The sequence below is a fragment of the Kribbella sp. NPDC050281 genome (assembly GCF_040655855.1).
Lineage (GTDB): Bacteria > Actinomycetota > Actinomycetes > Propionibacteriales > Kribbellaceae > Kribbella.
Window position 1 is genome coordinate 19407 of sequence record NZ_JBFAKS010000015.1, and the last position, 14171, is coordinate 33577.

The following is a 14171-nucleotide window of genomic DNA, read 5'->3' on the forward strand; positions in this document are numbered from 1 at the left end:
CCTGGCCCTGCTGACGCCGGGGTTCGCCAACGCCCGCTGGCGGGTTGTTTGGCGGATGGCGGGATGACTTCGCGTCAGTGGTGGAAGAAGCTGCTATCGGGCGGTGGTTCCGGAAGCTGTTGGGGGTTGACCTGCGGGCGGGGCGAGGGTATTTGTTGCTGACAACGATGTCACTCCGCCCCGTTCCGACGTCGAAGGTTGGCCGCTCATGCGCCGTTCCGCCCCGTTCCGTCGTGCGAGCTTTCTGCTCGCCGGTGTTCTGATCGCAGCATTGGTTCCCGCGGCTCAAGCCGTGCCGTCGCCGCAACCCTCGCCCGGTGGTGGGTGGCCGACCACCGCGCCGCCGCCTGATCCGGCGGTTGCTGGATTGCGGGCGCCCGAGGTGGTCGGGAGCAGCCGGATCACCACGGTGTCGGCGGATCCGGCTGACCACGTGGATCCGTTGATCGGTACGTCGAATCTCGGGGACGTGTTCCCGGGAGCGGTGACGCCGTTCGGGATGTTCTCGTTCAGCCCCGAGACGAGCCGGGGGAATGCGTACCGCACAGCCGCGCCGGGTGGATACCTGTACTCCGCGACCACGATCCGCGGGTTCAGCCTCACGCATATGAGCGGCACCGGATGCGCCGGTGGCTCGGGCGACATCCCGATCCTCCCGTACGTCGGTGACGTGACCACGTCGCCGCAGTCCGACGCGAAGGACGCGATCTACGGTAGTACGTTCCACCACACCAACGAGGTCGCCGAACCGGGCTACTACAAGGTGGGCCTCGACTCGGGAGCGACCGCGGAGCTGAGTGCGACCACGCGGACCGGCTCGGCCGCGTTCACGTTCCCCGCGGACAAGGCGAAGACCCTGCTGTTCCGTACGTCGAACTCCGAGGTCGGCTCCAGCGACGCGGACATCAGCATCGACCCGGCCACGCGCACAGTCTCCGGATCGGTGACGAGCGGCAACTTCTGCGGCTACCTCGCCAGCGTCGGCCGCCGCAGCTACTACACCCTGCACTTCGTCGCCGAGTTCGACCAGCCGTTCAAGAACCAGGGCACCTGGACCGACACCACCGTCACCCCGGGCAGCACCAGCGCCCGCGGCGGTACGTCGTACGGCGTCGACGGCTGGATGCCGCCGGACAAGGGCTCCGGCGGGTACGTCGGGTTCGACAGCAGCGAGGTGACGATGCGCATCGGCATCTCGTACGTGAGCAAGGCCAACGCCCTGGAGAACCTCCGCGCCGAGAACCCGCGCGGTACGTCGGTCTCGGCGACCGCCGCGAAAGCCAAGCAGGCGTGGCGCAAGCAACTGAGCCGGATCGAGATCACTGGCGGGACCGCAGACCAGCGCACCACCTTCTACACCGCGCTGTACCACGCACTGCTGCACCCGAACGTGTTCAGCGACATCAACGGGCAGTACTGGGGTTTCGACCAGAAGCCGCATCGCCTCGCGCACGGCCAGCAGGCGCAGTACGCGACCTTCTCCGGCTGGGACGTCTACCGCTCGCAGCTGCAACTGCTCACGTTGCTGGAGCCACGCAAGGCCGGCGACATCGCGCAATCCTTGCTCAATCAGGCGTCGCAGAACGATGGGATCTGGGATCGCTGGACGCACGCCGCCGGCAGTACGTCGGTCATGACCGGCGATCCGTCCGCGCCGTCGGTCGCGGGGATCTACGCCTTCGGAGGCACGAACTTCGATGCCCGGGCGGCGCTCGAGTCCTTGGTGAAGGCGGCGACCGTGCCGACCGAGAAGGACCTGAGCTCGGCCGGCAAGCCAGTGATGTCGATCGGGCAGCGGCCGTCGCTCGACAAGTACCTCGCGCTGCGCTACGTCCCGACCAAGTCGAACGCCTGGGGCGGTGCGGTCGAGACGCTCGAGGACGTGACCGCCGACTTCGCCCTGGCCCAACTGGCCCAGCGCACCGGCGACCAGGCGACGTACCAGCGCTTCCTGGACAGGTCGCAGTACTGGCAGAACGTGTTCAACCCGGAGAACGGCGGCTACATCCAGAACCGGGACGAGAACGGCGCCTGGCCCGCGTTCACGCCGTCGACGGGTGACGGGTTCGCCGAGGGGAGCAGTGCGCAGTACACGTGGATGATCCCGCACAACCGGGCCGGGCTGGTCGACGCGATGGGTGGTGTGGACAAGGCCAACCAGCGGCTGGACGCGTTCTTCAAGAACCCCGATGGCACCTGGGCGCTGACCGGCGCCGGCGAGTTGCACGCCGAGATGGACAACGAACCGTCGATCAACACGCCGTGGATCTACAACTACACCGGCAAGCCGTACCAGACGCAGGAGACGTTGCGCCAGGCAATGAACCAGCTGTGGAACACCAGCACCGGCGGCATTCCCGGCAACGACGACCTCGGCGCGATGTCGTCCTGGTACGTGTGGACCGCGCTCGGGCTCTACCCCGACGTACCGAGCCGCGCGGAGCTGCAGGTCGCGGCGCCGCTGTTCTCGCGGGCTGTCGTCCACCGGGACGGCGGCCGCACGATCCGCATCAACGCTCCCGGAGCGGACGCGCCGTACGTGCATTCCCTGAGGGTGAACGGACGTACGACGACCAAGCCGTGGCTGCCGGAGCCGTTCGTGCAGCACGGCGGGACCCTGGACTTCACGCTCGGGACGACGCCCAACACCCAGTGGGGTGCGAACGCGGCGGACGCACCGCCGTCGTGGCGGACCGGTGAGATCCCGTTCCAAACCTCAACGGACGCGAGCCGAGTGATCGTTGCCCCCGGCACCACCAGCGCGCCGATCGCCGTGAAGGCACACCGACTCAGCGGGACGGCTCAGGACGTCAGCTACACAGTCACGACTCCGACAGGTCTCACTGCATTGCCGGCCAGCGGTACCTTCCCTGTGGACCAGGACGGCAGCGCACCCGTGACGATCACGGCCGCCGCCGGCACACCCAACGGCCGCTATCCGGTGACCGTGTCGATGAAGGCAGCCGATGGCACGCCGCTTCCGCAGGTCGGCTTCACGGTGGTTGTCGGTCAGCCCAACTCGTTCTTCGTACTGCGCGAAGGTGTCGCAGTCTCCGACGACACAGGCGACCACACCGAGGCCGACTTCGATGGTGGCGGCGTGAGCTACTCGCGACAAGCGCTGGCTGCGGCCGGGCTGGTGCCCGGTGGTGCGAGCACTGTGCAGGGCCTGAGCTTCACGTGGCCCGACGGACCGACCGGAGACCCGGACAACATCCCGGCCGACGGGCAACTGCTCAACCTGGACGTCCCGGCCGGTACGACGAAACTGTCGTTCGTCGGCAGCGCGGTCAACGGCAACCAGGAGGGCACCGCGACGCTGAACTACGCCGACGGCACCACCAGCCAGCTCGATCTGTCCTTCAGCGACTGGACGCTCGGCGGGGGTGGCGACACCGTCCACTTCGGCAACGTGATCGTCGCGACCACGCCGTACCGGAACGAATCGGGCGGGGGAAGGGACGACGTCACCACCCACATCTTCGCGACGGCGCCCGTGACCTTGACGAAGGTTCCGGTCAGCATCACGCTTCCGGAGAACCGCGACCTGCGGATCTTCACGCTGGCCACCGGCTGAGGGGATCGACCATGAGACTCGCGAGTGCGATCGCGTGCGCGACGTTGACCGTCACCAGTTTGCTCGTCGCCACGGGCCCCGCGAACGCGGCACCGCCGAGCACGAACGTGGCACCGTCGAGCACGAACGGTCCGTGCGGCTACACGAGTACGCCGGACGACCCGCCGGCGCGGCCTGTCTCGCTGCCGCCGGATCCGGAACACACGCCGGACAACGGCATCGTGAAGGTCCTGGTCGCGACCAACCAGGGTCCGATGGTGTTGTCGCTGGATCGTGCCAAGGCGCCGTGCACGGTGCAGAGCTTCCTGCACTTGGCCAAGAGCCGGTTCTACGACTTCACCACGTGCCACCGGCTCACGCTGTACTCGACGCTCCAGGTCCTGCAGTGCGGCGACCCGAGCGGCACGGGTGAAGGCGGACCCGGCTACTCCTACAAGGACGAGTTGCCGACCGATCTGCCGAACTGGCCGACCGACCCGACCGGGGCCAGCAAGGTCTACGCGCGCGGGACCGTTGCCATGGCCAACGCCGGCCCGGACACGAACGGGAGCCAGTTCTTCCTCGTGTTCGCGGACTCGCGGCTGCGCCCGGACTACACCATCTTCGGGTCCGTGGACCGGCTCGGCCTGAAGGTCCTGGATCGGGTCGCGGCCGGCGGCGTCGTACCGACCCCGGACGAGCCGGCGCCGGTCGACGGTGCGCCTCAGCGCAAGACCGACATCCTGGTCGCCCGGTCGCTCGGCGTCAGGTAGTCAGCTCAGGCCGATGCCCACGGCTTCGCCGCCGTCCTCGACCAGGGCGGCGGCAACCAGCCGCGCGTTGGCCGTGAGTTCCTCGTCGGGGATCTTCGGCAGGATGTCGTCCCACGCCGCGATCATCGCCCCGCGGAGCTGCATCATCCCGGTCGGCCGCGCCAGGAACCACAGATGGAAGTGCTCGCTCCCGTCACCCCACCGGCTGAAATGCGTCCGCCCCACGCCATCGATCTGCCGGATCGCGTTCGCCACCCGCTGGATCAGCGGCCCTAGCGTGGCGGTCAGCTCCGGCGGCAGGTTGTCCAGCCGGTAGTGCTCGTGCGGCTCCAGGATCGCTACGAACGGCAGCCCACCCGCCGCGAAGGTCTTCAACTGCCACTGCTCGTCCCGCCAGATCGCGAACCGATCCGGATCCGCACACTTCGGACACGGCTCGCCGCCCTCCTCACCCCGCCGCGGCGGCTCCGGCAACACCGGATCGGCCAGAGGGACGACCTGGAGATCTCCCTCGAACGGGAAGAACGGCCCACCCAGCAAGGGCTCGGCTGACATGCGCTCGCCGTACGGAAGGCGGCGGTGGTACTCGGACGGAAGCTCGGTCATCCCCGCATTCTGCCCGACCGGCACGGCCGGGTCAGCTGGGTTCCTTCGCGGCGGCGATGACCCGGGTCAGGCGTTCGTGGAGCTGCATCAGCTCGTCGACGTCCATGCCCAGGCGGTCGACGATTGCCGGCGGCACCTTCAGCGCCTGCTTGCGAAGGTCGCGCCCTTTCTCCGTCAGGGAGACAGCGAGTGAACGCTCGTCCCTGGTGTCCCGATCCCGGCGCAGCAGGCCCGCGCTCTCGAGACGTTTGAGCAGCGGGGACAGCGTCGCCGGCTCGAGCTGCAGCATCCCGGACAGGTCCTTGACCGAGACCGGCTCGAACTCCCAGAGCGCCAGCATGACGAGGTACTGCGGGTGCGTCAGCCCCATCGGCTCGAGGACGGGCCGGTAGAGCGCGATGACGCTGCGCGCGGCGATCGCCAGCGCGAAGCAGACCTGGTGCTCGAGCGCCAGCGGGTTCTCGAGGTCGGTCTGTCTCATCTGTCGTTCGGCCACACCGTGAGTGTACCAATCTTGCGTACGCTAATGGTTAGCGCACTAACTAATGAGGAGGAACGATGGCCCGAGTGCGCGTGCTGGTCGATGGCGACTGGCTCGAGAAGCAGCTGGACGATCCCGCCGTGGTGGTCTTCGAGGTGGACGAGAACAGTAGGGCGCACGCCGCTCGGCACATCCCGGGTGCGCTCGCAGTCGACTGGCGGACCGATCTTCAGGACCCGCTCCGTCGCGACCTGATCGGCCAGGACGCATTCGAGCAGCTGTTGACCACGCACCAGGTCACGCCGGACGACACGGTGATCCTGTACGGCGGGGACAACAACTGGTTCGCGGCGTACGCCTACTGGTATTTCAAGCTCTACGGTCATCGCGACGTGCGCCTGCTCGACGGTGGCACGAAGCGCTGGGAGCTCGACGGGCGGCCGCTGACCGATGCGGAGACCGTACGTCGGCGTACTCCGCGACCGGCCGCCTACCGCGCACAGCCCGCCGACGGAAGCCTGCGGGCCTACCGGGACGACGTCATCGCCGCCATCGGCAGGGACAGCATTCTCGACGTCCGGTCGCCGGCTGAGTTCTCCGGCGAGATCCTGGCCCCGGCGCACTTTCCGCAGGAGCAGCCTCAGGTTCCGGGCCATGTTCCCGGCGCGGTCAACGTGCCGTGGTCGCAGGCCGTGGCCGACGACGGCACCTTCCGCACCGATGCACAGCTTCGCGACCTGTACGCCGGCGCCGGACTCGCGCTGGCCGGACCCGGCGGCGAGCCTGCCTCCGACATCGTCGTCTACTGCCGGATCGGCGAGCGCAGCGCACACAGCTGGTTCGTGCTGCACGAGCTGCTGGACCAGCCGTCGGTCAAGAACTACGACGGTTCCTGGGTCGAGTACGGCTCTCTGATCGGTGTGCCGGTCGAGGTGTGACGAGCCCCTGGCGGCCGTTGCAGACCTCTGCAACGGCCGTGCAACAGGGCAGCGGACCATCTCCTCACGACCCCCACAGGCCAGGAGATCCGATGAACCTCACCCGCGAAGGCCACTGGAAGCCAGACGTCATCACCGCTTTGTGCCGGCAGCTCTACGCCCTCGCGAAGCGCGAGGAGGAGGCCGCGGCGGACGAGGCCGCGCGTACGCCGTACTGGGCGTCGCTCCCGGCATCGGTCGAGGCACATCGGAGCGCGGCCCGGATGCTGCGGGCCGATGCCGACCGCCTCGAGTTCGAGACCAGGCCCTGGGGCGTTCCGATCTGAGGAGGTGAATCCCGTGTTGATCGAGAGCTCAGAAGTGGATGAGGTGGTGCTGGCCTGCGAGTCGTCCCAGTGTGACGGCCGGCAAGGCGAGCACGAGTCCGAGACTGTGGCGTACTGGGAGACGCCGGACTCCGGCACGCTGGTCACCCGGACGTCCTGCCGGCGATGCCGCCTGGCGACGATCATCCGGCGATGGGTCGGCCCGGCCCGTCCGGAATCCCACGACTGCGGCTATTACACCGGCGCGTCGGGCTCCTGCTCCTATTGCAGCTGGTGATGGCAGCTGCCTGGCCGGACCTGGCCACACTCCGGCGCGACCAGGTCTCCGGCGACGTCACCTCTGTTGCCCTCGTCAACGAGTGCCTGAACCGGATCGCCGAGCTCGACTCGCGGCTGGGCGCCGTACTGGCGCTCAATCCGCTGGCAACGACGGACGCGGCCGCCGCGGACGAGCACCTGACGCGAACAGGCGAGGTCCTCGGTCCGCTGCACGGGATCCCGATCCTGGTGAAGGATGTGTTCGAGACGCGCGGGATCCCGACGAGTTTCGGTTGCCACGCCTTCCGCGACTACCTTCCGGAGGCTGACGCCGAAGCTGTACGGCGACTCCGGGCGGCCGGCGCGATCATTCTCGGCAAGACCGCGACCCCGGACTTCGCGATGTCGTGGTTGTTCGACTCGTCCATCGGCGTCCGGACCGTGAACGGCCGATCGCCGCTGCACGACGCAGGGGGCTCCAGCAGCGGGTCGGCGGTCGCGGTCGCGGCCGGACTCGTGCCGGCCGCACTCGGGTCCGACACCGGCGGATCCGTGCGAGTCCCGGCGTCCTTCAACGGGGTGGTCGGAATGCGGCCGACCCCTGGGCTGGTGCCGGCGCACGGGCTGTCCGCGTTGGTGTCGATGCAGGACACCCCAGGTCCACTGACCAGCTGTGTCGACGATGCCGAGCTCCTCCTGGCCGTGCTCTCCGACGGGCGCCTGCCGGTGAGCGAACCGACGCGACCGCTGGAGAGCTATCGGCTGGGGCACCTCCTCCGGCCGGACGGTCCGGTCGGGTGGGACGGCTCGGACCAGGTCTCGACAGTGTTCGGCAAAGCACTCGCACGACTCGGCGTCCCCGTTGCCGACATCGAGGTGCCGGCACTCGAAGGGTTGCTGCGGGACAGCTCGCCGTACGTCGTTGCGGCGCGAGCAGACCTCGACGCCTTCCTCGCTTCGCGTCCGGCGCTTCGGGGCAGGTCCTTCACCGAGCTGTACGACGAGGGGGTCTTCCCCGAAGAGCTGGATCTTGCCGAGCTGCTCGCGACCCGCTCGTCACCCAGTGTTCGGGGCCGCGTGGAACTGCTGGCCGGGCGGCGCCGGCTGCGCGAAGCGATGGTCAATGTGATGACCAGCCGCGGCCTCGACGCACTCGTGTACCCGACGGTTCGCGTGCCTGCGCCGCGGCGGGACCGGGACCGGCTCCGACTGCCGAGCCGCGCGCTGCCCGTCAACACCTTGGTGGCGTCGCAGGCCGATCTGCCGGCGTTGACGCTGCCGGTGGGCAGAACGGACGAGGGCCTGCCGGTCGGCCTCGAGTTGCTCGGACTGCCGGCCAGGGATGCGGGCTTGCTGCGCCTGGCGCGGCTGGTGGAGCGGGCCTCAGACGCCCAGCCGGCGTTCGAGTGCCGCCCATGAGGCGCTGTCTGCGACGAGTGGAAGTTCGTGGTCGCGCGCGTGCCACGCGGCAGAGACGATTGCCTGGAGCAACCGATGTCGCGCGACGGGACGTCGTACCGACAGCATGCCCTCGGGTGACAGCTCGACGGCGTCGTCGGGTCCGGGCCGCCGGCACAGACCCGGTTGGAGCAGACCCGACAGGTCGAATCCGAAGTACGTCGGTCGCGCGTTGTCCTCGGCGAAGGCCAGGTCGCGCAGGGTGCTGGCGCCGCCCAGCACGAACATCGAGTCCACGCCGGCCGCGCCGGCCCCGGCGATGTCGGTGTCCAGACGATCGCCGACCATGATGGTTTCGGAACGATCGGAGCCGAGCCGGGAACGGGCGAGGTCGAACAGCGCCGTCCCGGGCTTGCCCGTCACGTGCGGGGCGGCCGGCGTCGTCGACTGCACCGCGCCGACGAAGGCGCCGTTGCCCGGCGACAGTCCGCGTGAGGTCGGCACCGTCGCGTCGAGGTTCGTGGCGACCCAGATTGCGCCCGCCTGGACCAGATAGGCGACCTCGGCCAGGTCGCGCCAGGTCACGTCCTGCCCTGCTCCCTGGACGACCGCTTCGACCGTCTGCCCATCGGCGAGCTCGGTGACCCGAAGTGGTGTCAGGCCTGCCTCGGTGAGTGCCTCAGGTACGCCGGGTCCACCGACGGCGAAGACCGGCGCTCCTGGCCGGAGCCGTTCGGCCAGGTACGCCGCAGCCGCCTGTGAACTGGTGACGACGGACCAGCCTTCGTCGCTGAGCCCCAACTCGCGCAGATGCTCGCGAGCAGCGGCGGGGGAGCGGGATGCGTTGTTGGTCGCGAACACCACTGGCACCTGGCCGGCGATCATCGCGTTCAGACTCGGAACCGCACCCGGCACTGCCTGTGCACCGCGGTACACCACACCGTCGAGATCGCAGATCACTCCGCGGTACTTCGCCAGGACCGGCTGGGATCTGTCGATGACGGCCGTGTCGTGGAGGTGGCTCACGAAGCGGCTCCGCCGGACACCAGCGCGGCGGCCACGGCCTCGCTGGCCTGCCTGCAGTTGTCGAGCAGGACTCGCTCATAGTCGGCGTCACGGCTCCAGGCCTCCGCGGCCGCGGCGATCAGCGGACGTGAGAATCCGAAGGTCACTCGCCAGGGTTGGCCCGGGACCGAGGCGATGGCCTCCAGGTGCGCGCAGGCTCGGTCGAGAGGTTGTCCGCCGGAAAGCAGCAGCACGCCGGGGGTCTGTGCCGGAACACCCTTCTCCAGCAGGGCCACGGTCCTTCGAGCGACCTGCTCGGAGTCCGCCGGCACCGGGTTCGTGAGTCCGGGCACGACCATGTTGATCCGCAGCAACAGGTGGTGGGGATCGACCCCGACCCGGTCGAGCTCGGCGCGGAGGGCGAGCAGCGCGTTGGTCGTGACGGCCTGGTTGACAGCGATGCTGGACGCGCCGAGCTCCGGCATGGCGATCGTGAGGACGGGAAGGACTCCCCTGGCCTGCGCCGCCGCCGCGCCCAGCGCCAGCGTCTCGACACCGACGTGGACAGAGCCGCGCGGAACGTCAAGCGGTGAAAGGTTCTCGCGCCACTCGACGAACGACGCGCCCGCTGGTACGTCGGCCTCCGCCGACGTCATGCGCACACCAATCAGTGGCGCGGCCTCCGTCGTCCCGAGCGCGGCGAAGGTCCCAGGAGTCAGCAGCACCGCGGAGACGTAGTTGCTCAGGCCTTCCGTCCGCAGAACCGCCTCGGCGAAGGATTGAGCCTGGTCGGCGCCGACGAGAGCCTCGGCATACTCGTCCACGACCAGCATTCCCTTGGGTGCTGCCAGGATCGCGGCGGCGGTCTCGTGCATCGTGGGCATTTCGGCCTCCCTTCAACGGATGTACGGCGTTGCATCGACGCTAAGTGGTCGTGCGCACGATCGATTCACCCGCGGGGCTGAGTGTGTGGGTGATCCGGCGTACGACTCCCACCCCCGCGGTCACCCCTCGGGTGGATGCCGCGTGGCGGAGGCAATGGTGTGCTCGGGGCAGCCCACCCCTGCCGCGAGGAGTGCCCATGCTGACCGAACGCCAGACGCTGACCCAGTTCCTGACCGAGGACCGTCGCCGTCACCCCGGTGCGAGCGAAGAGGTCGACTCGTTGATCCTCGACGTCGCGCTGGCCTGCAAGGCAATCTCGAAGCGGGTCGCGTCCGGTGCGCTGGCCGGCGTACTCGGCGCTGCCGGGGCGACCAACGTGCAGGGCGAGCAGCAGCAGAAGCTCGACGTACTGGCCAACGAGATCTTCGTGCGCACCAACGAGTGGGGCGGTCTCGTCGCGGGTATGGCGTCCGAGGAGCTCGAGGCGCCGTACCAGATCCCGGCGCACCATCCGCGCGGCAACTGTCTGCTCGTGTTCGACCCGCTCGACGGATCCTCCAACATCGACGTCAACGTCTCGGTCGGGAGCATCTTCTCGATCCTGGCCGCCCCGGTCACCGGGCCTGACGTCCAGGTCGCCGACTTCCTCCAGCCCGGAACCGAACAGGTCGCCGGCGGCTACGCGATCTACGGTCCGTCGACCGTTCTGGTGCTCACCGTGGGAACCGGCGTGCACGCCTTCACGCTGGACCCGGGCTTGGGTGAGTTCTTCCTGACCCGCCAGGACATCAAGGTGCCGGAGGCAACGGCCGAGTTCGCGGTCAACACCTCGAACCGCCGGTTCTGGGAGCCGGCCGTGCAGCGCTACATCGACGAGTGCCTGGCCGGTACGACGGGTCCGCGGCAGAAGGACTTCAACATGCGCTGGGTCGCCTCGCTGGTGGCCGAGACGCACCGGATCCTGACCCGTGGCGGCGTGTTCCTGTACCCGCGCGACTCCAAGGATCCCGCACAGGAGGGCCGGCTCCGGCTGCTCTACGAGGCGAACCCGATCGCCTTCCTGATCGAGCAGGCCGGCGGCCGCGCGATCACCGGACGCGAACGCGTACTCGAGGTCAGGCCCACGCAACTGCACCAGCGGATCGGGCTGATCTTCGGCTCGCGCCAGGAGGTCGACCGGATCGAGCGGTACCACGCCGAGTCCGGCGGCGACCCCGAGCAGCAGCGCAATCCGTTGTACGGCTTCCGCGGTCTGTACCGCGCCACCGCCTGAGGAGTTGGTCCCATGTCAGCCAAGCACCCCGTCGTCGCGATCACCGGCTCGTCCGGAGCCGGTACCACGTCGGTGATGCGGATCTTCGAGCAGATCTTCCGGCGCGAGCAGGTGAACGCCGCCTTCGTGGAGGGCGACAGTTTCCACCGCTACGACCGGATGGGGATGAAGGACGAGATGACCCGGGCGTTCGCCGAGGGGGATCACACCTTCAGCCACTTCGGTCCCGACGCCAACCTCTTCGAAGAGCTGGAAGGGTTGTTCCGGCAGTACGGCGAGAGCGGCGGTGGCCGGGTGCGCAGGTACCTCCACGACGAGCAGGAGGCAGCGCCGTACGGGCAGGATCCCGGGACGTTCACGCCCTGGGCCGAGCTCCCCGGTGCTACGGATCTGTTGTTCTACGAGGGTTTGCACGGCGCGGTGGTCACCGAGAAGGTCGACGTCGCGCAGCACGCCGATCTGCTGATCGGCGTGGTGCCGGTGATCAACCTGGAGTGGACGCAGAAACTGCATCGGGACAAGGACAAGCGCGGCTACTCGACCGAGGCCGTGACGGAGACGATCCTGCGGCGGATGCACGACTACGTGAACTACATGTGCCCGCAGTTCTCGCGTACGGACGTGAACTTCCAGCGGGTGCCGGTGGTCGACACATCCAATCCGTTCATCGCACGGACGATCCCGACGCCGGACGAGTCGATGCTCGTGATCCGGTTCAAGGACCCTCGCGGGATCGATTTCCCTTACCTGCTGTCGATGCTGCACGACTCGTTCATGTCGCGCCCGAACACCATCGTCTGCCCCGGCGGAAAGATGGATCTGGCCATGCAGCTGATCTTCACCCCGATGCTCTGGCGCCTGCTCGACCGCCAGGCCAAGACCCGCTGATCGCTGTTCCCCGAGTTCTGGAGGCTCCCTTTCATGACTGTTCGTGTCGGCATCAACGGCTTCGGCCGGATCGGCCGCAACTTCTACCGTGCTGTCCGCGCCGGCGGGGCCGACATCGAGATCGTCGGCGTCAACGACCTGACCGACCGGTCGACGCTGGCGCACCTGCTGAAGTACGACTCGATCCTCGGCCGGCTGGACGCCGACGTCCGGTCGACCGACGACGCGATCGTGGTCGGCGACGCGTCGATCGTCGCCCTGGCCGAACGCGATCCCGGGAAGCTGCCGTGGAAGGACCTCGGGGTCGACCTGGTGGTCGAGTCGACCGGCTTCTTCACCGACGCGAACCTGGCCCGCGCGCACGTCGACAGCGGCGGCGCCCGGAAGGTGATCATCTCGGCACCGGCCTCCAACAACGACGTCACGATCGTCATGGGCGTCAACCACGACCAGTACGACGCCGCAGCGCACACGGTGATCTCGAACGCCTCCTGCACCACGAACTGCCTCGCGCCGATGGCCAAGGTCCTGCACGAGGGGCTCGGGATCACCAAGGGCCTGATGACCACGATCCACGCCTACACCGCCGACCAGAACCTGCAGGACAACATCCACAAGGACCTGCGCCGGGCGCGGGCTGCCGCGATCAACGTCGTACCGACGTCGACCGGAGCTGCGAAGGCCATCGGGCTGGTGCTGCCCGAGCTGAAGGGAAAGCTGGACGGGTACGCGCTCCGGGTGCCGGTGCCGACCGGATCGGCGACTGACCTGACCTTCGACGCGGCGCGGGACACCTCCGTCGAGGAGGTGAACGAGATCGTCCAGGCGGCGGCCGAGGGAGACCTCAAGGGCTACCTTCGCTACTCCACCGACCCGATCGTCTCGTCCGACATCGTCACCGATCCGGCGTCCTGCGTCTTCGATGCTCCGCTGACCAAGGTGATCGGCAACCAGGTCAAGGTTGTCGGTTGGTACGACAACGAGTGGGGCTACTCCAACCGGCTCGCCGATCTCGTCGCCCACGTCGGCGCGAGCCTCTGAGCCGATGGCAACCATCGACGACCTCAGCCGTGAACTCGGTGGCCTCCGTGGCCGGCCGGCCTGGTTGGTGATGCCACCAGCATGCTCAACCAATCGACGGTGATCGAGGACAAGGGAGCGATGGTGGCACCGTGTCCTTCGGGGAGAGTTCGTGGGTCCTCTGGGACGGCGACAACCACACATCCAGCAGCGGCAGCTGACGCGATGCCGTTCTGCGAATCCTCGATCGCGACGGCGTTGTGCACGTTCACTCCGAGTCTGGACGCCGCAGTCAGGTACGACTCCGGATGGGGCTTGGGGTATGCGACCTCGTCACCGCACAGCACTAGGTCGAAGGTATCCGGTGGAAGCTGTGCGAGGACGACGTCGACCAGCACCCGGTAGCTCCCGGTCACCAATGCGGTGGGGATCCCGTGGGAACGTACGCCGGCGACCAGCTCACGGGCCGTCGGGCGCCAAGGAACACCGACTGAGAAGAGTTCCTGTGTCCGGTCGAGCAGCCACTTCGCCAAGCGTTGGTCGTCGCCGTCGACCCCGATGTCGTCTTGGATGATGCGGACGGTGTTGAGCAGGTTGCTGCCGACGATCCGGAGCCGTGCCTGCGGAGACAAGGTGCCGCCTAGCTTGCTCGCCAGGTCCTGAAGGCTGACGTCCCAGATGCGTTCGCTGTCGAACAAGGTTCCGTCCATGTCGAACAGGACCGCTTGGAGGGCTGGTTGGTTCAAGATCGGGTCTCCTCGTGA

14 protein-coding genes are annotated in these 14171 nt (G+C 68.3%); 9 read left to right on the plus strand and 5 right to left on the minus strand.

Going from position 1 to position 14171, the window contains the following annotated elements; all coding sequences use genetic code 11:
- Positions 1-208: 208 nt before the first annotated feature.
- Positions 209-3577, plus strand: a complete 3369-nt coding sequence (locus AB0I34_RS17960; RefSeq protein WP_360446304.1) for a GH92 family glycosyl hydrolase — start codon at positions 209-211, stop codon at positions 3575-3577.
- Positions 3578-3588: 11 nt separating this feature from the next.
- Positions 3589-4329 carry a peptidylprolyl isomerase gene (locus tag AB0I34_RS17965; RefSeq protein WP_360446306.1) on the plus strand — a complete coding sequence of 247 codons (741 nt, stop codon included), beginning with the start codon at positions 3589-3591 and terminating at the stop codon, positions 4327-4329.
- On the opposite strand, the gene AB0I34_RS17970 is transcribed toward AB0I34_RS17965, so the two are convergent.
- Entirely contained in the window at positions 4330-4935 is a 606-nt protein-coding gene (locus tag AB0I34_RS17970; RefSeq protein ID WP_360446308.1) for a hypothetical protein, read from the minus strand.
- Positions 4936-4966: 31 nt separating this feature from the next.
- Complete coding sequence (locus AB0I34_RS17975) at positions 4967-5431, minus strand: MarR family transcriptional regulator (RefSeq protein ID WP_360446310.1); 465 nt, start codon at positions 5429-5431, stop codon at positions 4967-4969.
- Positions 5432-5493: 62 nt separating this feature from the next.
- On the opposite strand from AB0I34_RS17975, the gene AB0I34_RS17980 reads away from it, so the two are divergent.
- The 4 genes from AB0I34_RS17980 to AB0I34_RS17995 all read left to right on the plus strand — a co-directional run bounded on the left by AB0I34_RS17980 (position 5494) and on the right by AB0I34_RS17995 (position 8357).
- Positions 5494-6354: a sulfurtransferase gene (locus AB0I34_RS17980; RefSeq protein ID WP_360446312.1), complete on the plus strand. Its 861-nt coding sequence runs from the start codon at positions 5494-5496 to the stop codon at positions 6352-6354.
- Positions 6355-6446: 92 nt separating this feature from the next.
- The gene (locus AB0I34_RS17985; protein WP_360446313.1) at positions 6447-6680 is read left to right on the plus strand and encodes a hypothetical protein; all 234 of its coding nucleotides are present in this window, start codon (positions 6447-6449) and stop codon (positions 6678-6680) included.
- A 13-nt stretch (positions 6681-6693) separates the two neighbouring features.
- On the plus strand, positions 6694-6957 hold the full coding sequence (locus AB0I34_RS17990) for a hypothetical protein (protein WP_360446315.1): 264 nt from the start codon (positions 6694-6696) through the stop codon (positions 6955-6957).
- Positions 6957-8357, plus strand: a complete 1401-nt coding sequence (locus AB0I34_RS17995; protein ID WP_360446317.1) for an amidase — start codon at positions 6957-6959, stop codon at positions 8355-8357. Before AB0I34_RS17990 ends, AB0I34_RS17995 begins: the two co-directional genes overlap by 1 nt.
- On the opposite strand, the gene AB0I34_RS18000 is transcribed toward AB0I34_RS17995, so the two are convergent.
- Together AB0I34_RS18000 and AB0I34_RS18005 are read right to left on the minus strand one after the other, a co-directional pair.
- On the minus strand, positions 8322-9362 hold the full coding sequence (locus AB0I34_RS18000; RefSeq protein WP_360446319.1) for an HAD-IIA family hydrolase: 1041 nt from the start codon (positions 9360-9362) through the stop codon (positions 8322-8324). The two genes, AB0I34_RS17995 and AB0I34_RS18000, sit on opposite strands and share 36 nt — an antisense overlap.
- Positions 9359-10225 carry a class I fructose-bisphosphate aldolase gene (locus tag AB0I34_RS18005; RefSeq protein WP_360446321.1) on the minus strand — a complete coding sequence of 289 codons (867 nt, stop codon included), beginning with the start codon at positions 10223-10225 and terminating at the stop codon, positions 9359-9361. Before AB0I34_RS18005 ends, AB0I34_RS18000 begins: the two co-directional genes overlap by 4 nt.
- A 197-nt stretch (positions 10226-10422) precedes the next feature.
- Here AB0I34_RS18005 and AB0I34_RS18010 point away from each other — a divergent pair, with 197 nt between their 5' ends.
- From AB0I34_RS18010 to gap, 3 genes are read left to right on the plus strand one after another with little or no spacing between them, the layout of a single operon-like run.
- Positions 10423-11499, plus strand: a complete 1077-nt coding sequence (locus AB0I34_RS18010) for a class 1 fructose-bisphosphatase (RefSeq protein WP_360446323.1) — start codon at positions 10423-10425, stop codon at positions 11497-11499.
- Positions 11500-11511: 12 nt separating this feature from the next.
- Positions 11512-12387, plus strand: a complete 876-nt coding sequence (locus tag AB0I34_RS18015) for a phosphoribulokinase (RefSeq protein ID WP_360446325.1) — start codon at positions 11512-11514, stop codon at positions 12385-12387.
- A 33-nt stretch (positions 12388-12420) separates the two neighbouring features.
- Positions 12421-13428: a type I glyceraldehyde-3-phosphate dehydrogenase gene (gene gap, locus AB0I34_RS18020; RefSeq protein WP_360446327.1), complete on the plus strand. Its 1008-nt coding sequence runs from the start codon at positions 12421-12423 to the stop codon at positions 13426-13428.
- A gap of 23 nt (positions 13429-13451) precedes the next feature.
- Here the strand turns inward: gap and AB0I34_RS18025 are convergent, their stop codons facing one another.
- The gene (locus tag AB0I34_RS18025) at positions 13452-14153 is read right to left on the minus strand and encodes an HAD family phosphatase (protein ID WP_360446329.1); all 702 of its coding nucleotides are present in this window, start codon (positions 14151-14153) and stop codon (positions 13452-13454) included.
- Positions 14154-14171 lie beyond the last annotated feature (18 nt).

Coding starts and splice junctions, on each gene's coding strand:
- AB0I34_RS18005 (WP_360446321.1), bottom strand. CDS start 10,225: ATGCCCACGATGCACGAGACCGCCGCCGCGATCCTGGCAGCACCCAAG.
- AB0I34_RS18015 (WP_360446325.1), top strand. CDS start 11,512: ATGTCAGCCAAGCACCCCGTCGTCGCGATCACCGGCTCGTCCGGAGCC.
- gap (WP_360446327.1), top strand. CDS start 12,421: ATGACTGTTCGTGTCGGCATCAACGGCTTCGGCCGGATCGGCCGCAAC.
- AB0I34_RS17960 (WP_360446304.1), top strand. CDS start 209: ATGCGCCGTTCCGCCCCGTTCCGTCGTGCGAGCTTTCTGCTCGCCGGT.
- AB0I34_RS17980 (WP_360446312.1), top strand. CDS start 5,494: ATGGCCCGAGTGCGCGTGCTGGTCGATGGCGACTGGCTCGAGAAGCAG.
- AB0I34_RS17965 (WP_360446306.1), top strand. CDS start 3,589: ATGAGACTCGCGAGTGCGATCGCGTGCGCGACGTTGACCGTCACCAGT.
- AB0I34_RS17995 (WP_360446317.1), top strand. CDS start 6,957: ATGGCAGCTGCCTGGCCGGACCTGGCCACACTCCGGCGCGACCAGGTC.
- AB0I34_RS17970 (WP_360446308.1), bottom strand. CDS start 4,935: ATGACCGAGCTTCCGTCCGAGTACCACCGCCGCCTTCCGTACGGCGAG.
- AB0I34_RS17985 (WP_360446313.1), top strand. CDS start 6,447: ATGAACCTCACCCGCGAAGGCCACTGGAAGCCAGACGTCATCACCGCT.
- AB0I34_RS18010 (WP_360446323.1), top strand. CDS start 10,423: ATGCTGACCGAACGCCAGACGCTGACCCAGTTCCTGACCGAGGACCGT.